Raw genomic sequence first — 18,613 nt, forward strand, 5'->3', positions numbered from 1 at the left:
CGGCCGCGCAGGAACCAGTACCACGCGAGCGCCCCGGCCAGCCGCAGCGCCCGGTCGCAGGCGCCGTCCGCGACGGCCGCGTCGAACGCCGCGCGCAGGTTCGCGGTCTCCGCGTCGAGCGTCCGCAGCCAGGCCGCCTGCCCCGGACCCCGCAGGTCGGCGCGTTCGGCCAGCTCGGCGTAGTACTCGCCGTGCCGGGACCGGACGCGCGCGTGCTCGCCCGCGTCGCGCAGCCGGTCGGCCCCGTAGGCGGCCACCGACTCCAGCAGCCGGTACCGGGGCTCCTCCCCGGGCCGCTCCGCCAGCACGACCAGCGACCGGTCGACGAGCCGCACCAGCAGGTCGAGGACCTCGTCCGCCGGGACGTCCGCGCCCGCGCACACCGCCTCCGCCGCGGCCACCGCGCAGCCGTCGGCGTGCACCGACAGCCGCCGCAGCACCGCCCGCTCCGGCTCGGCCAGCAGCTCCCAGCTCCAGTCGATCATCGCGGTGAGGGTGCGCTGCCGGGGCGGCGCGCCGCGATGGCCCGTCGCCAGCAGCCGGAACCGGTCGTCCAGCCGGTCCACCAGCCCCCGCACCCCCAGCCGTCCGGGACGCGCGTCGCCGCGAGTTCGAGCGCCAGCGGATCCCGTCGAGCCGCCGGCACAGCACCGCGACGGCCGCGGCCGTGTCGTCGTCCAGCCGGAACCCGCACGCCGCCGCCTCCGCGCGCTCCGCGAACAGCCGCACCGCGCTCGAGCCGGGCGAGCGCGGCCGGGTCGCGGGCGTGTCCCGGGCGGGCACGTCCAGCGGCGGCACCGCCCACACCACCTCGCCGGGCGTGCCGAGAGCTCCCGGCTCGTCGCCAGCACCCGCAGCCCCGGCACCCGGCGCAGCAGCCGTTCGGCCAGCTCGGTGGCCTGCTCGACGACGTGCTCGCAGTTGTCGAGGACGAGCAGCAGTGCGTCCGGCGAGCGCCGCGGCGAGCCGGTCGGCGGGCGCGCCGGGGCCGCCCGGCGCGTCCCGGACGTCGAACACGGCCGCCGCGACGTCGGCCGGGTCCGCGCCCGCGGCCCGGTCGAGCGCCGCCAGCGCCACCAGCCACGCCCCGTCGGCGAACCCGTCCGCGAGCCCGGCGGCGATCTCCACGGCCAGGCGCGTCTTCCCGACGCCGCCCGGTCCGGTCAGGGTGACCAGCCGGTCGGTGCCGAGCCGGGCGCGGACGTCGGCGACCGCGCGTCCCGTCCGATCAGCCCGGTCGGCGGGACCGGCAGGTTCGAGCGCGGCGGCGCGGGCCGGACCGGGACGTCCAGGACGGGGTCCCGCCGCAGGATCGCGCCGTGCAGGCCGGTCAGCTCGACGCCGGGGTCGAGGCCGAGTTCGTCGGCGAGCAGCGTCCGGAACCGGTCGAAACCGGCCAGCGCCTCGTGCTGCCGTCCCGCCCGGTACAGGGCCCGCATGTGCGCCGCGCGCAGCCGCTCCCGCAGCGGATGCGCGGCCACCGCGGCGGCGAGCTCCCCGGCCAGCGCCCCGTGCTCGCCCAGCTCCAGCCGCACCTCCGCGTGCTCCTCCAGCGCGGTCAGCCGCAGCTCCTCCAGTCGCGCGGCCGCCGGACGGGCGAACGGTTCGTCCGCGAAATCGGCGAACGCCGCGCCGCGCCACGTGCCGAGGGCCTCGCCGAGCAGGTCCGCCCGCGCCTTCGGGTCCGCCGCCGCGCGCGCACCGTCCACGAGGGACTCGAAGCGCCGCGCGTCCACCCGTCCGGCCTCGGCGGCCAGCAGGTACCCGGCGGGACGCGACTCCACGAGCGCCCGGGCGCCCGGTTCGGCGTCCTCCAGCACCCGCCGCAGCTGCGACACCTTCGCCGACAGCGCGCCCGCCGGGTTCCCGGGGAGCGCCTCGCCCCACAGGTCGTCGATCAGCCGGTCGGCGGGGACGGGCCGTCCCTCGTGGACGAGCAGGTCCGCGAGGAGCGCCCGCACCTTGATGCCGGGCACGGGGACGAGCCCGCCGCCGTCCGTCCACACCGCGAGCGCGCCGAGCACCCCGAATCGCATGCGAAAACCCTAGGCGAGCCCCGGTCCGACCTGGGGCGTATCCGGCGAAACGCTCGACCGTAAGGATCCCGTAAACCATCTGCCGCACAGTGGATCCGACCGGAACGGGGAGGCACACGGTGGGCATGGGAACGGACGGCGCGCGGCTGCGGCTGGCGGTGATCATCGGCAGCACGCGGCGCGGGCGGTTCGGCCCGACCGTGGCGGAGTGGTTCGCGGGGCGGGCGCGCAGGCGTCCGGACCTGGACGTCGACGTCGTCGACCTCGCCGCCGCCGCGCTCCCGCAGACGCTGCCGGACGAGGACGAACCCGCCGCGCCGCCCGTCGCGGCGCTCGGCCGCAGGCTCCGCGCGGCGGACGCGTTCGCGGTCGTGACGCCCGAGTACAACCGGGGCTACCCGGGGGCGCTCAAGACCGCGATCGACTGGTTCTACGACGAGTGGCGGGCCAAGCCCGTCGCCGTCGTCTCCTACGGCCGCGAATCGGGCGGCGCGCAGGCGGCCGCGCAGCTCCGCGAGGTGTTCACCGAGCTGGAGGCCGTCCCGATCCGGGACGGCGTCGCACTGCCCTGCTACTGGCGGGACTTCGCCGCCGACGGGTCGTGGCCCAAGCCCGGCGCCGAATGCGACACGACCGTGAGCACGACCCTGGACCGTCTCTCGTGGTGGGCCCGCGCCCTCCGCGACGCACGCACCGCCCACCCGTACGGCTGAACCCGGAGGAAACCATGCGCAAGATCATCAGTTCCACGTACGTCACGCTCGACGGCGTCATCGAGGACCCGCAGGTCTGGACCGGGCCGTTCTTCGGGGACGAGGCCGCCGCGTACAACCGCGAGCTCCTCTTCTCCTCCGACGCCCTGCTGTCGGGCCGCGCCACCTACGACGCGTTCGCCGAGACGTGGCCGGCCATGGAGGAGCAGACCGGCGACTTCGGCGTCCGGATGAACACGCTCCCGCACTACGTCGTGTCCGACTCGCTGGAGAAGGCCGAGTGGGGCGACAGCACGATCATCAAGCGGGCCGACGCCGCCGCGAAGCTCGCCGAGCTGAAGGAACAGGACGGGCAGAACATCCTGCAGTACGGCTTCGGCGCCGTCTCCCGCACGCTCATCGAGCACGGCCTCCTGGACGAGCTGCACCTGTGGATCCACCCGGTGATCGTGGGCCCCGGCGACACGTCCGAGCTGCTGAGCCGCGACGGGATGGGCGCGTCGTTCGAGCTGGCCGGCACCCGGACGTTCGAGACCGGCGTCATCGTCGCGGTCTACCGTCCGGCCGGACGGGCGGCGTAGCCGAGGACGCGCGGGCCGAGCAGGCCCTCGATCGCGTCCAGCAGGTCGAGCAGGGCCGCGGCCATGGCGTCGAGGTCCTGCTCGGCCTCGGTGCGCTTCCCGGCCTCCATCAGGACCCGCGCGTGCAGCCAGCCGATCTGGCCCGCGACGAGCCCCGGCACCGGATCGTCCGGTGCCGCGCCGGTCTCCGCGGCGAGCAGCCCGGCGAGGTCGGCCTCCATCCGGACGGCGATGTCGTCGAGCCGGGCGAGCAGGGTGGGGGCGGCGCGCATCATCGCGTAGAAGCCGCCGAAGCCGGGCGTGAGGCCGAGCGCGGGGTCGCGCCGCCGCACCTCCTCGCGAAGGCGCCGCAGGACGGCCGCCGCGGCCGCCTCGCCCGGCTCGCGGGCCGCGACGATGTCGGCGAGCCGCCGTCCCTGGTGGGGCGGCAGGACGAGGTCCTCCTTGGCCTCGAAGTAGTTGTAGACGGTGTTGACCGAGACGTCCGCGGCCTCCGCGACCTCGGCGATCGTCACGTCGTCGAACCCGCGCGCCACGAACAGGCCGACCGCCGCGTCCGCGATCCTCCTGCGCGTCTCCCGCTTCTTGCGCTCCCGCAGCCCCTCAGCCATGCCGTCACTCTAACGCGCCCCAAACTTTAAGTCGATTGCAAGTTTGGAGTGCACTGTGGTTTTATGCGGCCATGTCCACGCCAGCCATCGACGTCCGGGGCCTCACCCGGACGTTCGCCCTCAAGTCCGGCCCGGTCCATGCCGTGCGCGGCATCGACCTGACGGCCGAGCGCGGCGAGATCCTCGGCTTCCTGGGGCCGAACGGAGCGGGAAAAACCACGACCCTGCGCATGCTCGCCACGCTGCTCCCCCCGACCGGCGGCGACGCCGTGATCGCCGGACGCGACCTGCGCCGCGACCCGGCGGGCGTCCGCCGCCGCATCGGGTACGTCGCGCAGGCGGGCGGCCTCGACCCCGCCTGCCCGGTGCGGGAGGAGCTGGTCACGCAGGGCCGCCTGCACCGGCTGTCCCGCCCGGACGCCCGCGACCGCGCCGCCGAACTGGCGTCCGACCTCGGCCTCACCGGCCTGCTGGAGCGGCCGACCGCCGCGCTGTCCGGCGGGCAGCGGCGCCGCCTGGAGATCGCGCTCGGCCTGGTCGACCGGCCCGAGGTGCTGTTCCTGGACGAACCCACCACCGGCCTCGACCCCGGCAGCCGCGCCGAGCTGTGGGACCTGATCCGCCGGATCCGCGCCGAGCACGGCACCACGGTCGTCCTCACCACCCACTACCTGGACGAGGCGGACGCGCTCGCCGACCGGGTCGTCGTCGTCGACGCCGGGACGGTCGTCGCCGAAGGCTCCCCCGCCGACCTCAAGACGCGGCACGCCGGAGACCCGGCCGCGAGCCTGCAGGACGCCTTCCTCGCGATCACCGGGCGGCGCCCGTCCGGCGAGCACGCCCCCGTCGCGATCTGAACGGAACCGGAAACCATGCGCCTCTTCCTCGCCGACACCGGCGTCGTCTTCGGCCGCTACATGCGCGCCACGCTGCGCTCGAAGACGAACCTGTTCTTCGGCATGCTGCAGCCCCTGCTGTTCCTGGCCCTCTTCGGCCCGCTGCTCACCCGCCTGCCCCTCGGCGTGGACGGCTCGTCCTGGCAGGCGCTCGTCCCCGGCCTGCTGGTGCAGCTCGCGCTGCTCGGCGGCTCCTTCGTCGGGCTCGGCCTCATCATCGAGAAGAACTCCGGGGTGCTCGACCGGATGCGCGCCACCCCGGTGAGCCCCGCCGCGCTGCTGCTCGGCCGCACGCTGCGCGACGTCGTCCAGCTCGTCGCCCAGTCGGCGCTGCTGGTGCTGCTCGGGGTGGCGTTCGGGCTGCGCGCCCCGGTCGCCGGGATCGTGCTCGGGCTCGTCTTCGTCGCCGTCCTCGCGGGCGCCCTGTCCGCGCTGTCGTACGGGCTGGCGATGAACGTGCGGACGCCGCCGGAGTTCGCGGCCGTCGCGAACACGGCGGTGATGCCGCTGATGCTCGTGTCCGGGCTGCTGCTGCCCATGTCGCTCGCGCCCGGGTGGCTCGACGGGGCCTCCCGCGCCGTCCCGTTCCGGTACACGGTCGACGCGGTGCGGCAGGCGTACCTCGGGAACTACGGCGGCGGGACGGTCGCGGTGGGCGCCGCCGTCACGCTCGGGTTCGCCGCGCTGGCGTTCGCCGCCGGAGCCCGCCTGTTCCGCCGCGGCTGACCGGGCGACCGTCCGTCCGGCCGTCCGGCCCCCGGGTCACTCGTCGAGGATGGCCTGGAGGACGTCCGGGGTGCGGGTCGGGGGTTCGGCCTGGACGCCGAGGCGGTTCAGGGCGTCCTGGTAGCGGGCGATCTCCGACGGACGGTCCGGGTAGACGGCGCCGGTGAGCTGTTCGAGGTAGACGACGTCGGGCAGTTCGGGCTCGGCGAAGCGCAGCAGGGTCACCGGGCCGCCCTCGGCGGCGTGGCCCCCGGCGGCGAACGGCAGCACCTGCACCGTGACGTTCGTCCGCCGCGCCAGGCCGATGAGGTGCCGGAGCTGGTCGCGCATCACCCGCGGGCCGCCGACCGCGCGCCGCAGCGCCGCCTCGTCGATCACCGCCCACAGCTTGAGCGGATCGGGACGGTCGAAGACGCGGCGGCGCTCCATCCGCAGCTCGACCAGCTTGTCGATCTCCTCCTGCGGGACGTCGGGAAGCCGTGCCCGCAGCAGGGCGCGCGCGTAGTCCTCGGTCTGCAGCAGCTCGGGGATCGCCTGCACCTCGTACAGGCGGATCAGCACGGCGCCCTGTTCGAGACCGAGATACGGCTCGAACCAGCCCGGCACGACGTCCCCGTACCGCTGCCACCAGCCGGGCTGGTTGGCGTGCTCGGCGAGGGCGAGCAGCGGCTCGCGGACGCCCGGGTCGTGCACGCCGTAGAGGGTCAGCAGGTCGACGACGTCGCGTTCCTTGAATCCGACGCGGCCCAGCTCCATCCGGCTGATCTTGGAGTGGGAGCCCCGGATCTCGTAACCGGCCGCCTCGGTGGAGATGCCCGCGTTCTCGCGGTGCCGGCGGAGCTGCGCGCCGACCAGCATCCGCAGTACGGTCGGGCCCGCGAGCTCGCTTCCCCGGACGGGCAGGCCGCCGGACGCGGACGACGCCGCGCCGGTTGCACGCGGTGGTTCTCCCACGGGGCGCCTCCTCGGACGCGCGGATCGTGCCGACGGAGAAAAGTTACCCGCAGCCGGTGGCTTTGCCCAATGTCCGGGAGCCGCCGCACGGGTGACCGCCGCGGCCGACACCGCCGTTTCGGGTACCCGGCGACACCTTGACCTGGGATGATGCGATTCCTGAGAATTTCTCGAAGAAAAATCGGCCGGGCCGTCGATCCGGCCGCCCCCTCTTCGACGCGTCAGTGAAGGCCCGGGAGGGACCCGGGCCGCACGAAGGAGACGACGATGCGCTTCCTGCTGATGACCACCGACGACGGCTCGACCCAGGCCGGGCCGCCGGACGAGACGATGATGGCGGAGATGGGCGCGTTCATCGAGGAGCTGACGAAGTCCGGCGTCCTGCTGGCCACCGGCGGCCTCGAACCGGGCGGCACCCGGATCTCGGTGTCCGACGGCGACATCACCGTCACCGACGGCCCGTTCAGCGAGGCCAAGGAGGCCGTGGTCGGATTCGCGCTGATCGAGGTCCGCAGCCGCGAGGAGGCCATCGAGCTGTCCAAGCGGTTCTGGAAGATCGCCGGGGACGGGCAGGGCGTCATCCAGCAGGTGTTCGGCCCCGAGGACATCCCCGGCTGACTTGCGCGGCGGCGGCGCGGGTGCTGTCATCGGCGGCGTGACGACCTCCGACGGCGGACGCCGCGTGCACGCCCGCATCGACGCGGTCTGGCGGCTGGAGTCCGCGCGGATCATCGCGGGCCTCGCCCGCATGGTGCACGACATCGGACTCGCCGAGGACCTCGCGCAGGACGCGCTCGTCGCGGCCCTCGCACAGTGGCCGGAGTCGGGCGTCCCGGACAACCCGGGCGCCTGGCTCATGGCCGTCGGCAAGCGCCGCGCCATCGACCGCATCCGCCGGGCGCAGCGCCTCGAAGGGAAACTGGAGGAGATCGGGCACCGGCAGGAAGCCGAAGCCCTGGACCCGCCGCCCGAGTTCGCCGCCGCCGAGGACCCCGAACGCATCGAGGACGACGTCCTGCGGCTGATCTTCACCGCCTGCCATCCCGTCCTGCCCGCCAAGGCCCGCGTCGCCCTCACCCTCCGCATGCTCGGCGGCCTGACCACCGACGAGATCGCGCACGCGTTCCTGGTCGGCGAGGCGACCGTCGCGCAACGGATCGTCCGGGCGAAACGGACGCTCGCGGACGCCGGGGTGCCGTTCGAGGTCCCCGAGGGTCCCGACCGGGCGGCGCGGCTGTCGTCCGTCCTCGAAGTCCTGTACCTGATCTTCAACGAGGGGTACGCGGCGACCGCCGGGGACGACTGGGTGCGCACCGACCTGTGCCAGGAGGCGCTCCGCCTCGGCCGCGTCCTCGCCGGGCTCGCCCCCGGCGAGGCGGAGGTGCACGGGCTCGTCGCGCTCATGGAGATCCAGGCGTCCCGGTCGCGGGCCCGCACCGGGCCGTCCGGCGAGCCCGTCCCGCTGGCCGAACAGAACCGCGGCAAGTGGGACCTGCTGCTCGTCCGGCGCGGCTTCGCCGCCCTGCTGCGCGCGAAGGAACTCGGCGGGCCGCCCGGCCCGTACGTCCTGCAGGCCGCGATCGCCGCCTGCCACGCGCGCGCCCGCAGCGCCGCCGAGACCGACTGGACGCAGATCGCCGCACTGTACGAGGTCCTCGCGGGCGTCGCGCCGTCCCCGATCGTGGAGGTGAACCGGGCCGTCGCGGTCGGGATGGCGGACGGGCCCGAACGGGGCCTCGCCCTCCTCGACGCCATCGCCGACGACCCCGCGCTGCGCGGCAACCACCTGCCGCCGAGCGTCCGCGGCGACCTCCTCGCCCGGCTCGGCCGCACCGCCGACGCCCGCGCCGAGTTCGAACGCGCCGCCGGGCTCACCCGCAACGCCCCCGAACGCCGCGCGCTCCTCGACCGCGCCGCTGGTATGCATGGGGACGTGTCCGACAGAGAGGAACCCCGATGATCGCCCGACCGGACGTCGAGGCCGCCGCCGCGCGCATCGCGGGACGCGTCCGCACCACGCCGCTGCTGGAGATCGAACCGCTCGTCCCGGCCGGGCGCATGTGGCTGAAACTGGAGTACACCCAGCACACCGGGTCGTTCAAGGCACGCGGCGCGTTCAACCACATCCTGGCCGCGCGCGCCGACGGACGGCTGCCCGAGACGGGCGTCGTCGCGGCGTCCGGCGGCAACGCGGGCCTCGCGTTCGCGTACGCGGCGGCGCAGGCGGGCGTGCCCGCCGAGGTGTACGTCCCGGAGACCGCCCCGCGGGTGAAGGTCGACCGGCTGCGGGCGCTCGGCGCGACGGTCGTCCAGGTCGGCGCCCGGTACGCGCAGGCCGCCGAAGCCGCGCACAAGCGCGCCGCCGACACCGGCGCCCTGTTCTGCCACGCCTACGACCTGCCCGACGTGTGCGCCGGGCAGGGCACCCTCGGCCTCGAACTCCTCGACGGCGCCGAGATCGACACCGTGCTGCTGGCCGTCGGCGGCGGCGGCCTGCTGGCCGGTGTCGCCGCCGCGCTCGAAGGCCGCGCCCGCGTCGTCGGCGTCGAACCCGAGACCATCCCGACGCTGGAACGTGCCATGGCCGCCGGACGGCCCGTCGACGTGGACGTCTCGGGCGTCGCCGCCGACTCGCTCGGCGCCACCCGCCTCGGCGGCATCGCCCACGCCGTGGCGTCCCGCACCGGCGTCCGTCCCGTCCTGGTGAGCGACGACGCGATCGTCGAAGCCCGCCGCGCGATCTGGGACGAGTACCGCATCGTCGTCGAACACGGCACCGCCGCCGCCGTCGCCGCGCTCCGCACCGGCGCGTACCGTCCGGCACCGGACGAACGGGTCGCGGTCGTCCTGTGCGGCGCCAACACCGACCCGTCGGACCTCTAGGGGACGAGCGACTGCAGCGGCATCGCCCGGAGGCCGCCCGCCGACCCGCCCGACGACTTCGCCGTCGGCACGTCGCCGCAGGCGGCCTCCAGCAGGAACCCCGGCATCGCGTAGTCGATCGGATGCGGCACGATCGCGCCGTTCTCGATCTTCTGGTACTTCATGAGGTTCATCGCCACCGACACCTGCCGCTCACCGTCCGGCGTGGACAGCGACTGCGTGCCCGCACCGAACACCGCGCCGTCGTGGCCCCAGAACGTCCCGCACGGCAGGTCCATCGAGTACAGGCCGAGACCGTAGTTCGCGATGAGGTTCCCGGCCGGGTCCGTCCACGGACGGGTGTCCTTCATCTCCGCGAGCGCCTCCGCACCGATCAGCTCGCCGGTCAGCAGCTTCCGGTAGAAGGTGTTCAGGTCGTCCATCGTGGACACCACCGCGCCCGCCGTCCACACCCAGCTCATGTTGTAGACGCTGTAGTCGCGCGGCGGATCGATGTGCTGGTACAGCGACTCGTACATCTTCGGGTGCGCCCCGCGGATCCGGGGCCGCTCCGGGAACGACGTGTGCCGCAGCCCCGCCTTCCGGATGACGTGCCGGGTGATGTAGCCGACGGCGTCCTGCCCGGTCACCTTCTCCAGGAGCAGCCCCGCGATGACGTAGTTGGTGTTCGAGTACGACACGCGCTCACCGGGCTCGTTCGTCGCCGGAGCCTCCAGGCCCCACCGGACGAGCCGCTCCGGCGCGACCTCGCGGAACCGGTGCTCGTCGAGGCTCTCCGGCGACAGCTTCCCGAACGACGGGAACGCCGCCGGGACGTAGTCGCCGATCCCGCTCGTGTGGTTCAGCAGCATCCGGACCGTGACGCGCTCGCCGCGCTCCCCCGGCACGACGTCCGGCAGGTACCGGCCGACCGGCGCGTCCAGGTCGATCCGCCCCGCCTCGAACTGCTGCAGGATCGCGGTCGCGACGAACGTCTTCGTGATGCTCCCCACCCGCTGCCGCATGTGCGCCCGCACGGGCCGTCCCGTCCGCACGTCCGCGTCCCCGGCCGCGCCGTCCCACTCGGCGCGACCGTCCCGCACCTGCGAGAACACCCCGTACATCCCCGCCTCGTGAACGCCGTCGAGACCGGCCCGAAGCTCCTCGCGGTCGAGCCCGTCCGCCGCCGCGGCGGGCGCCTGCAGCAGGCCCGCGCCCAGCACCGCCGCGCCGCGACCGCGGCCGTCGCCGCCCTGCGCCCCGCCCGCCCGAACGTCGCCGTCATCTCTCCCCCTCCGAAGTTGATCAACGTCGGGAACGAGCCTTTCGAAGATGCCCTTCGTATGTCATCCGACGTGCGAAGGAGATCGGCGTCCTGCTCAGGGCCCAGTGAGCCGCGCGGCCAGGCCGCGCGCCGCCCGCAGGTACGCGGCCGACCCCGTGCGAGCCGCCAGCGCGTCGACCTCGGGGATCGCCCCCCGGGCGCCGCACCACCGCGCCGTCCGCGCGCCCAGCTCGAACAGCCGGTCAAGACCCTGGACGGGACGCGTCCCCGGCTCCGGGCACAGCATCGGCAGCGCGGCCGCCAGCACCCGCCACACGTCGGCGAACGCCCCCGCCTCCGCCGCCTGCCTCAACCCGTCGGTCACGTGGGACGGGCGCGCTTCCCCTTCGAGGAGGAGCCGGGCGACGTTGCGTCCCACAGCGGCGGCGGGCAGCTCGCCCCGCGCGCAGATGTCGAGGAACACCTGGTCGGGGCGCCGCTCCCGGTACCCGAACCGGTGCGCCAGGAACTCGGCGACGTGCTCGGCGTACATCCCGTTCGCGGGGACCAGTTCGAGGAGCGCGACCACCGACGAGTTCCACCGCCCGATGAATCGGCCGTGGTCACGCAATTGCGGCACCAGGTGGGCCGCGGCGACCTCCGGATGGGACGGGATCGTGCGTGACCAAGACACCGCCGGCCCCCCGTACTGCGAGGGGTACTGGGGCACGTCGGTGAAGACGGCGTCGACCAGCGGCAACCCGGTCGGCCCACCGTCGACCAGCCCGAGCCGCTCGCGCCGCGAGCGCCGCGGCGACCGGAAGGACGACCACGCGGCCGCGCTCACCCGCACCGTCCGCCCCTCGGCCGGGACGTCTTCCGGCCGGACGACCATCGATTCCCAGGCACCGCGAGCATCCTGGGGCCCGGCACCGTCGCCCTCACCGGACGGGGCACCATCGCCCGCGCCGGATACGGCGTCATCGCCCGCGCCGGACACGGCTCCCCCGGGCGCGTCTTCGTCTTCCTCGTAGTGCTCTGCCAGCAGGACGGAGGAAGAGCGGATCCTGCGGACGACCCCGAACTGCATTCCGCCCGTGGCCCCTTGCCGAGCGCGGGCCCATACCTCGGCCGGGATGCCGGGGACTTCGTCCGCGTCGGACGGGGCGTCGTCGGGGAACGGGAACGTCGTGTCGAGCTCGGGGTCGGCCAGGGGGCCGTCGAGGCCGTCGAGATCGATCACGGTCTCGGGGAGGCCGCCGCCCTCTCTGTCCCGCAGGGACGGGCGCGGGACGGGCGGTGCCGCGAGCCAGCGGGCGGCGGTCCGCGCTGCGGGCGTATCGATCGCGGCGGCGCGGCTGGACGCCTCGGGGTGCGGGCCGGGCGGCAGCCGGAGCAGGGCCTGCTGGAGGTCGGCGGGGCCGGGCTCGACGCCGGCGTCCGCGAGGGTCCGCAGGCGGTCGGCGAGGACGTCGGGGGCGACGTGGCCGGTCGGGGCGGTGGGGGTCGCCAGCAGCAGCGGGGGCAGGGTCCCCCTCTCGACGGCCCCGAGGATCTCGGCGGCCCGGTGGAGTTCGAGCCGCCCGAGGGGGCCGTCCGACCCGCAGCCCATCCGGTCGCGCCAGTCGGCGGGGACCGAAGCGGGATCGGCCAGCATCCCGGCGGCGGCGCGCATCCACTGATGGGTGAATTCCCAGTCGGTACGCCAGCCGTGATACCGCCCGGGAAAGTCGTCGAGGCGGGGCGCGGGCGCGACGGTCGCGCGGACGGCGTCCGGGTCGGTGCCGGCCAGCCGCACGAAGCCCTCCAGGAGCGACTCGATGTCCCGGACGGAACCGGCGAGCGCCCCCGCCGAGCGCGGACGGGTCGTGATCCGCTCCGGCGGCGGCCCGGGCTCGCGGCGGGCGCGGGCTTCCGGGGCCGGGGCCGCCGCCGGGGCGAGGGCCTCCGGCGCCGGGTCGACGTCGGTCTGCTCCGCGGCGGCGAAGTCGCCGCCGAAGCGGGCCGTGACCTGGGCGCGAGGTCGGGCGGGAGGAGCGGGGCGGCGTCGGCGAGCGGGGCGCGTCCGTCCCGGCGGGGAGGGCGAGCGCGAGCCGCACCGCCTTCTCCTGCACGGCGTACGACTCGTGCCCGAACGCGCGGGCGAGGGCGCGCGCGCAGTCGTCCGCCGTGTCGGGCCGGTCGCGGACGGTCGCGCGGAGCCACGACAGTCCCGACCGGACGAGCCCGGCCTCGGGGCGGAACAGCAGCCCGTCGAGCGCCTCGGCCAGCCGGTCCGCGGGCAGGCCGGGCAGTTCGCGGAGCAGTTCGAAGGCCAGGGTCGCGACGGGGCCGGGCGCGGCCGGGAGCAGCCGGAGGTAGTCGCGGGCGCGGGCGGTCGTGTCGCGCCGCCGGGCGGACGGCTCGTCGTGCGTGAGCAGGTGGTGCAGGCGGACGAAGAAGCGCAGTTCGACGTCGGTCCCGCCGCGCAGGAAGCGGCGGACGCAGCCGTCCAGGAGCATGGCGCGGTCGACGTCGCCGCGGGCGGCCATCGTGGCGAGGGTGCGGGGCCACGAGCGGTCCTCGCGCAGGCGCGCCCGACGCCGCGGCCTCGAACGCGGCGCGGGAGCAGGACGGGCAGCAGCGGGTCCTTCGGGCGGGGCGGGCCGGTTCCCACCCAGCCGACGACGAGCGGGTCGTGGTCGGGCGGTTCGGCGCCGGTCTCCGCCAGGAGGGCGAGCGCGAGATCGAGGCCGGTGTACCGGGGCCCGCGCAGCCGGAGGGCGAGGCGGTGCGCGAGGTCGGCGCGCCACTCGTCGTCGCGCGCGGCGAGGACCCACCGGATGCGGTGGTCGTCGGCCTCGTCGATCCGCACGGGGGCGAAGTCGCGGCGGTTCAGCCAGGACGCGGCGCCGCCGAGCGTCCCGGCGCCCGCCGCGCGGACGCCCAGCGGGCGTCGCCGAGGCCTTCCCATGGGTCGCGGCGCGCCCGCGCGGCCTTGAGGTGCCCGGGCAGCGCTGCGGCGACGGCGCGGCGGCCGGCGTCGTCGAGGGCGAGGACCGCCTCCGCGACGCCGTCGGCGTCCGCCGCGTCGATCAGGCGCGCGATCCGGCGCCATGCCTCGGCGGGGTCCGGTGGGTGCGCAACGCTCGTCATGCCGTGCACGCTAGGCGCACCCACCGACAAAGCGGAGGGAGCCTCCTCAGCTCAGCAGGTCGGCGAGGGTTTCGCGGCGGGACGGGTGCCGCAGCTTGTGCATCCCCTTCGACTCGATCTGCCGGATCCGCTCCCGGGTGACCCCGTAGACGCGGCCGACCTCCTCCAGCGTCTTGGGTTCGCCCCCGGCGAGGCCGAACCGCATCGAGATGACGCCGGCCTCCCGTTCGGTGAGCGTCTCCAGTACCGCGTCGAGCTTGCCGCGCAGCATCGAGGACGCGACGGCGTCGGCGGGGTCGCCGCCCTCGGGGTCCTCGATGACGTCGCCGAGTTCGCCGTCGCCGTCCTCGCCGAGCGGGGTGTGCAGCGACAGCGGTTCGCGGGCGTGGCGGCGGAGCCACTCGACCTTCTCGACGGTGACGTCCAGCTCGACGGCCAGTTCGGCGGACGTCGGCTCGCGGCCGAGGTCCTGCGACATGCGCCGCCGGACCCGCGTCATCCGGTTCATCACCTCGACGACGTGCACGGGGATGCGGATGGTGCGGCTCTGGTCGGCCAGCGCGCGGCTGATCGCCTGCTTGATCCACCAGACGGCGTAGGTGGAGAACTTGAGCCCGCGCCGGTACTCGAACTTCTCGACGGCGCGGATCAGCCCGAGGTTGCCCTCCTGGACGAGGTCGTTCAGGGGCAGGCCGTGGCCCACGTACCGCTTGGCCAGCGACACGACGAGGCGGAGGTTCGCCTCCACCATGTGTTCCTTGGCGCGGCGGCCGTCCTCGGCGATCCACGCGAGGTCCTCGTGGTCCTGGGGGTCGAGGGCGCCGCCCGGGGTTTCGAGCCGCTGCCGGGCGAACAGCCCCGCCTCGATGCGCTTGGCCAGATCGACCTCCTGCTCGGCGGTGAGCAGCGCGGTGCGGCCGATGCGGGAGAGGTAGTCCTTCATCGGGTCGACGAGGTCACGGTACGGGCCCGCGCCGCGGGGTGCGGCGACGCTGGACGCGGAGCGGCCGCGCGGTGCGGCGGCGCGCGTCGCGGCGGCACCAGGCGCGGTGGTGGCGCGGGGCGCGCACTGGGGGCGTGGCTGGCGTTCAGGGCGGTGTCCTTTGCTGGTCCGGCCGGGAGGGAACGGGTCACGCCGTTTCGGGTACCCGCCTCCGCCGCTTCCCAACCCCGTGCGGCGCGTATCGGGGGCGCGGGAACGGGCGCGGCGCGGCCGGTTCCGGCCACGCCGCGCCCGCCCGCGCCGATCAGGCGATGACGATCAGCAGGTCACCGGCCTGGACGGGCGCCGCCGCGGGGACGGCGAGGCGTGCGACGGTGCCCGCGACGGGCGCGGTGATCGCGGCCTCCATCTTCATCGCCTCGATCGTCGCGACGACGTCGCCCGCCGCGACCTCGTCGCCCTTCGCGGCGCGCAGCGTCACCGAACCGTCGAACGGGGCGGCGATGTGCCCGGGTTCGTCCGGGTCCGCGCGCTCGACCGGCGGGGCGTCCGAAACGACGGACCGGTCCCGCACCGACAGTGTGCGGAGCTGCCCGTTCACGGAGCAGATCACCTGCCGGACGCCCGCCTCGTCGATCTCCCCGACGGCCTCCAGGTCCGCGAGGACGCGCACGCCCGGTTCGAGGTCGAACGCGACCTCGTGGCCGGTGCGCAAGCCGTACAGGAACGCACCCGTGGGAAGTACGGACAGGTCCCCGTACGCGGCGCGCGACTCCCGGTACTCCTTGGCCGGTCCAGGGAAGAGGAGACGGTCGAGTGTTTCGCGTACCTGGGCGCCCGCGAGGGCCTTCTCCTCGTCCCGGCTCAGTTCCGCGCGCGAGGGCGTGTACTGGCGTCCGGCCAAAGCCTTCGTACGGAACGGCTCCGGCCAGCCTCCTGCGGGCTCACCCAGTTCTCCGTTGAGGAACCCGATGACGCTGTCGGGGATGTCGTACCGGTCGGGGTTCTCGAAGAAGTCGTCCGGGTCGGCGCCCGCCGCCACCAGGTGCAGCGCCAGGTCACCGACGACCTTGCTGGACGGCGTCACCTTCACGAGCCGCCCGAGGATGCGGTCCGCGGCCTCGTAGAACCGCTCGACCTCCTCGAACCGGTCGCCGAGGCCGAGCGCCACCGCCTGCTGCCGCAGGTTCGACAGCTGCCCGCCCGGGATCTCGTGCCGGTACACGCGCCCGGTCGGCGACGGCAGCCCCATCTCGAACGGCGCGTACAGCCGCCGGACGGCCTCCCAGTACGGCTCCATGACCGTCAGCGCGTCGAGGTCGAGGCCCGTCGCCCGTCCGGTGAAGTCGGTCGCGGCCACGATCGCCTGCAGCGGCGGCTGGCTCGTCGTGCCCGACAGCGGCGCGGCCGCACCGTCCACGGCGTCCACCCCGGCCTCGATCGCGGCGACGTACGTCCCGATCTGCCCGCCCGCCGTGTCGTGCGTGTGCAGGTGGACCGGGAGGTCGAACCGCTCGCGCAGGGCCGCGACCAGTGTGCGCGCGGCAGGCGCCCTAAGGAGACCCGCCATGTCCTTGACGCACAGGATGTGGACGCCCGCCTCCACCAGCTCCTCCGCGAGGCGCAGGTAGTAGTCGAGCGTGTAGAGCCGCTCGTCCGGGGACGACAGGTCACCGGTGTAGCAGAGCGTCCCCTCCACCAGCGCGTGCGTCTGGAGCGCCGCGTCGATCGCCGGACGCATCCGCTCGACGTCGTTGAGGGCGTCGAACACGCGGAAGATGTCCACGCCCGTGCTCGCCGCCTCCTTGACGAACGCGCGCGCCACCGAATCGGGGTACGGCGTGTACCCCACGGTGTTGCGCCCACGCAGGAGCATCTGGATGCAAAGGTTCGGGGCGGCTTCCCGGATCGCCGCGAGACGGTCCCAAGGCGACTCGCCCAGGAACCGCAGTGCGACGTCGTACGTGGCCCCGCCCCAAGCCTCCACGGACAGCAGCTGAGGCGTCATACGCGCGAGGTAAGGCGCGGCGTTCACCAGGTCGTACGTGCGTACCCGCGTCGCGAGGAGCGACTGGTGCGCGTCCCGGAACGTCGTGTCGGTGACGGCCAGCGCGTCCTGCGCCCGGAGCTGCTCGGCGAACTTGCGCGGCCCCATCGACAGCAGCCGGTCGCGCGAACCCTGCGGGAACGGACCGTCCATGTTCAGCGGCGGCAGCTTCGTCGCCGGGTCCAGGTCCGTGGGCTGCTCGCCGTGCGGCTTGTTCACCGTCACGTCCGCCAGGTACCGGACGAGCCGCGTGGCGCGGTCCCCGCTCGACCGGGCGGTCAGCAGCTCCGGGTGGTCGGCGATGTACGCCGTCGTGACGCCGCCCGCACGGAAGTCCGATTCGTCCAGCAGTGCCTGCAAGAACGGGATGTTGCTCGCGACACCGCGGATGCGGAATTCCGCGACCGCTCTGCGCGCGCGCCCGACGGCGTCCTCGAACGTCCGTCCCCTACAGGTCAGCTTCACCAGCAGGGAGTCGAAGTGGGGGCTGACGATGGCGCCCCCGTACGCGGTGCCGGTGTCCAGCCGCACCCCGGCCCCGCCCGGCGACCGGTACGCCGAGATCTTCCCGGTGTCGGGCCGGAAGTCGTTCGCCGGGTCCTCGGTCGTGATGCGGCACTGCACCGCGAACCCCGAGACCGTCACGCCCTCCTGCGAGATGCCGAGGTCGCGCAGGGACTCGCCGCCCGCGATCCGCAACTGGCTCTGCACCAGGTCGACGCCCGTGACCTCCTCGGTCACCGTGTGCTCGACCTGGATGCGCGGGTTCATCTCGATGAACACGTGCCGGCCCCGGTCGTCCACGAGGAACTCCACCGTGCCCGCGTTCTGGTACCCGATCTCGCGGGCGAACGCGACGGCGTCCCGGCACAGCCGCTCCGCGACCTGCGCGTCCAACCGGGGCGCGGGCGCGATCTCCACGACCTTCTGGTGCCGCCGCTGCACCGAGCAGTCGCGCTCGCGCAGGTGCACCGTCTGGCCCTCGCCGTCGGCGAGCACCTGCACCTCGATGTGCCGCGGCCGGTCGACGGCCTGTTCGAGGAACACCGTCGGATCCCCGAACGCGCTCAGCGCCTCCCGGCGCGCCGTCTGCACGGCCGCCTCCAGGTCCTCCCGGTGGTCGACGCGCCGCAGCCCGCGCCCGCCGCCGCCCGCCGCGGCCTTCACGAACAGCGGGAACCCGACCTCGTCCGCGGCCGCCAGCTCCCGCCCCTCCTCGGGCGTCACCGACCGCAGCACCGGCAGCCCGGCCCGCCGCGCCGCCGCGACCGCCTCGATCTTGTTGCCCGCCAGGTTCAGCACCGCCGACGGCGGCCCGACGAACTTGATCCCGTTCCGCTCGCACGCCTCCGCCAGCTCCGGGCTCTCCGACAGGAACCCGTACCCCGGGTAGACGGCGTCCGCCCCCACCCGCAGCGCGGTCTCCACGATCCCGTCCACGTCCAGGTACGCCCGGACCGGGTGGCCCCGCTCCCCGATCTCGTACGCCTCGTCCGCCTTCTGCCGGTGCAGCGAGAGCCGGTCCTCGTGCGCGTACACCGCGACGCTGGCGATCCCCAGCTCGTAGGCCGCGCGGAACGCCCGCACGGCGATCTCGCCCCGGTTCGCGACGAGCAACTTCGATATCACGTGTTCTCCCAGGAGTCGGCCGCACGTCCGCCCGCACCCGACGGGCCTCCTGGGCTCGACTTCGAGCCGCGACACGCGCCTGGCCAACCCGGCGGACGAACCGATTTTCCTGGTATCTACCCTCGTGTACGGAAAGGACGGCCGATCGTCACCGGCGAACAAGCCGATAGATGATCGATCGTAGAAAAACTGCAAACCTTTCGCGACGGGCGCTCC

Annotated in this window: 15 protein-coding genes and 1 pseudogene; 7 read left to right on the forward strand and 9 right to left on the reverse strand. The window is 74.6% G+C overall.

The genetic code is table 11. The features are described 5' to 3' along the window. The coding region (locus tag BJF79_RS65415) for an ATP-binding protein (RefSeq protein WP_410050066.1) at positions 1 to 578 on the reverse strand (578 nt) is incomplete at its 3' end. 585 nt (positions 579 to 1,163) lie between these two features. After that, positions 1,164 to 2,036, reverse strand: a complete 873-nt coding sequence (locus BJF79_RS65420; RefSeq protein WP_075896558.1) for an AfsR/SARP family transcriptional regulator — start codon at positions 2,034 to 2,036, stop codon at positions 1,164 to 1,166. A gap of 125 nt (positions 2,037 to 2,161) precedes the next feature. On the opposite strand from BJF79_RS65420, the gene BJF79_RS10135 reads away from it, so the two are divergent. Both BJF79_RS10135 and BJF79_RS10140 read left to right on the forward strand, forming a co-directional pair. Beyond that, positions 2,162 to 2,749, forward strand: a complete 588-nt coding sequence (locus tag BJF79_RS10135; RefSeq protein ID WP_075896560.1) for an NADPH-dependent FMN reductase — start codon at positions 2,162 to 2,164, stop codon at positions 2,747 to 2,749. Positions 2,750 to 2,763: 14 nt separating this feature from the next. Continuing rightward, complete coding sequence (locus BJF79_RS10140) at positions 2,764 to 3,330, forward strand: dihydrofolate reductase family protein (RefSeq protein WP_075896562.1); 567 nt, start codon at positions 2,764 to 2,766, stop codon at positions 3,328 to 3,330. Here BJF79_RS10140 and BJF79_RS10145 read toward each other — a convergent pair. Then, positions 3,303 to 3,941, reverse strand: coding sequence for a TetR/AcrR family transcriptional regulator (locus tag BJF79_RS10145; protein WP_075896564.1), 639 nt, complete (start codon positions 3,939 to 3,941; stop codon positions 3,303 to 3,305). The genes BJF79_RS10140 and BJF79_RS10145 overlap by 28 nt on opposite strands. 71 nt (positions 3,942 to 4,012) lie before the next feature. On the opposite strand from BJF79_RS10145, the gene BJF79_RS10150 reads away from it, so the two are divergent. Then, complete coding sequence (locus BJF79_RS10150; protein WP_075896566.1) at positions 4,013 to 4,798, forward strand: ABC transporter ATP-binding protein; 786 nt, start codon at positions 4,013 to 4,015, stop codon at positions 4,796 to 4,798. A gap of 15 nt (positions 4,799 to 4,813) precedes the next feature. Further along, on the forward strand, positions 4,814 to 5,563 hold the full coding sequence (locus BJF79_RS10155; RefSeq protein ID WP_075896568.1) for an ABC transporter permease: 750 nt from the start codon (positions 4,814 to 4,816) through the stop codon (positions 5,561 to 5,563). 36 nt (positions 5,564 to 5,599) lie between these two features. Here the strand turns inward: BJF79_RS10155 and BJF79_RS10160 are convergent, their stop codons facing one another. Beyond that, positions 5,600 to 6,517: a helix-turn-helix transcriptional regulator gene (locus BJF79_RS10160; RefSeq protein ID WP_316043314.1), complete on the reverse strand. Its 918-nt coding sequence runs from the start codon at positions 6,515 to 6,517 to the stop codon at positions 5,600 to 5,602. A gap of 267 nt (positions 6,518 to 6,784) precedes the next feature. On the opposite strand from BJF79_RS10160, the gene BJF79_RS10165 reads away from it, so the two are divergent. From BJF79_RS10165 to BJF79_RS10175, 3 genes are read left to right on the forward strand one after another with little or no spacing between them, the layout of a single operon-like run. After that, positions 6,785 to 7,135 (forward strand): YciI family protein, encoded by a 351-nt coding sequence (locus tag BJF79_RS10165; RefSeq protein ID WP_075896570.1) that lies wholly within the window; start codon positions 6,785 to 6,787, stop codon positions 7,133 to 7,135. A gap of 37 nt (positions 7,136 to 7,172) precedes the next feature. Continuing rightward, positions 7,173 to 8,477, forward strand: coding sequence for an RNA polymerase sigma factor (locus BJF79_RS10170; protein ID WP_075896586.1), 1,305 nt, complete (start codon positions 7,173 to 7,175; stop codon positions 8,475 to 8,477). Continuing rightward, the gene (locus tag BJF79_RS10175) at positions 8,474 to 9,400 is read left to right on the forward strand and encodes a threonine/serine dehydratase (RefSeq protein WP_075896572.1); all 927 of its coding nucleotides are present in this window, start codon (positions 8,474 to 8,476) and stop codon (positions 9,398 to 9,400) included. Before BJF79_RS10170 ends, BJF79_RS10175 begins: the two co-directional genes overlap by 4 nt. Here BJF79_RS10175 and BJF79_RS10180 read toward each other — a convergent pair. From BJF79_RS10180 to BJF79_RS10200, 5 genes and pseudogenes are all read right to left on the reverse strand, one after another. Further along, positions 9,397 to 10,602: a serine hydrolase domain-containing protein gene (locus tag BJF79_RS10180; protein WP_075896574.1), complete on the reverse strand. Its 1,206-nt coding sequence runs from the start codon at positions 10,600 to 10,602 to the stop codon at positions 9,397 to 9,399. The two genes, BJF79_RS10175 and BJF79_RS10180, sit on opposite strands and share 4 nt — an antisense overlap. 156 nt (positions 10,603 to 10,758) lie before the next feature. Next, on the reverse strand, positions 10,759 to 13,596 hold the full coding sequence (locus tag BJF79_RS10185; protein WP_075896576.1) for a hypothetical protein: 2,838 nt from the start codon (positions 13,594 to 13,596) through the stop codon (positions 10,759 to 10,761). Then, positions 13,518 to 13,778, reverse strand: a complete 261-nt coding sequence (locus BJF79_RS10190; RefSeq protein WP_143219827.1) for a hypothetical protein — start codon at positions 13,776 to 13,778, stop codon at positions 13,518 to 13,520. Before BJF79_RS10190 ends, BJF79_RS10185 begins: the two co-directional genes overlap by 79 nt. Positions 13,779 to 13,824: 46 nt before the next feature. Continuing rightward, positions 13,825 to 14,727, reverse strand: a pseudogene (locus BJF79_RS10195) (RNA polymerase sigma factor); the annotation flags it as partial. Between the two features lie 298 nt (positions 14,728 to 15,025). Further along, complete coding sequence (locus tag BJF79_RS10200; RefSeq protein ID WP_075896582.1) at positions 15,026 to 18,397, reverse strand: pyruvate carboxylase; 3,372 nt, start codon at positions 18,395 to 18,397, stop codon at positions 15,026 to 15,028. Positions 18,398 to 18,613 lie beyond the last annotated feature (216 nt).

This window comes from Actinomadura sp. CNU-125 (assembly GCF_001942465.1).
Taxonomy (GTDB): Bacteria; Actinomycetota; Actinomycetes; order Streptosporangiales; family Streptosporangiaceae; genus Spirillospora.

What these genes read in the sequence shown, in the direction of transcription:
- BJF79_RS10165 (WP_075896570.1), top strand. Translation starts at nt 6,785, where the DNA reads ATGCGCTTCCTGCTGATGACCACCGACGACGGCTCGACCCAGGCCGGG.
- BJF79_RS10185 (WP_075896576.1), bottom strand. Translation starts at nt 13,596, where the DNA reads ATGGGAAGGCCTCGGCGACGCCCGCTGGGCGTCCGCGCGGCGGGCGCC.
- BJF79_RS65420 (WP_075896558.1), bottom strand. Translation starts at nt 2,036, where the DNA reads ATGCGATTCGGGGTGCTCGGCGCGCTCGCGGTGTGGACGGACGGCGGC.
- BJF79_RS10190 (WP_143219827.1), bottom strand. Translation starts at nt 13,778, where the DNA reads ATGACGAGCGTTGCGCACCCACCGGACCCCGCCGAGGCATGGCGCCGG.
- BJF79_RS10145 (WP_075896564.1), bottom strand. Translation starts at nt 3,941, where the DNA reads ATGGCTGAGGGGCTGCGGGAGCGCAAGAAGCGGGAGACGCGCAGGAGG.
- BJF79_RS10175 (WP_075896572.1), top strand. Translation starts at nt 8,474, where the DNA reads ATGATCGCCCGACCGGACGTCGAGGCCGCCGCCGCGCGCATCGCGGGA.
- BJF79_RS10150 (WP_075896566.1), top strand. Translation starts at nt 4,013, where the DNA reads ATGTCCACGCCAGCCATCGACGTCCGGGGCCTCACCCGGACGTTCGCC.
- BJF79_RS10135 (WP_075896560.1), top strand. Translation starts at nt 2,162, where the DNA reads ATGGGAACGGACGGCGCGCGGCTGCGGCTGGCGGTGATCATCGGCAGC.
- BJF79_RS10140 (WP_075896562.1), top strand. Translation starts at nt 2,764, where the DNA reads ATGCGCAAGATCATCAGTTCCACGTACGTCACGCTCGACGGCGTCATC.
- BJF79_RS10155 (WP_075896568.1), top strand. Translation starts at nt 4,814, where the DNA reads ATGCGCCTCTTCCTCGCCGACACCGGCGTCGTCTTCGGCCGCTACATG.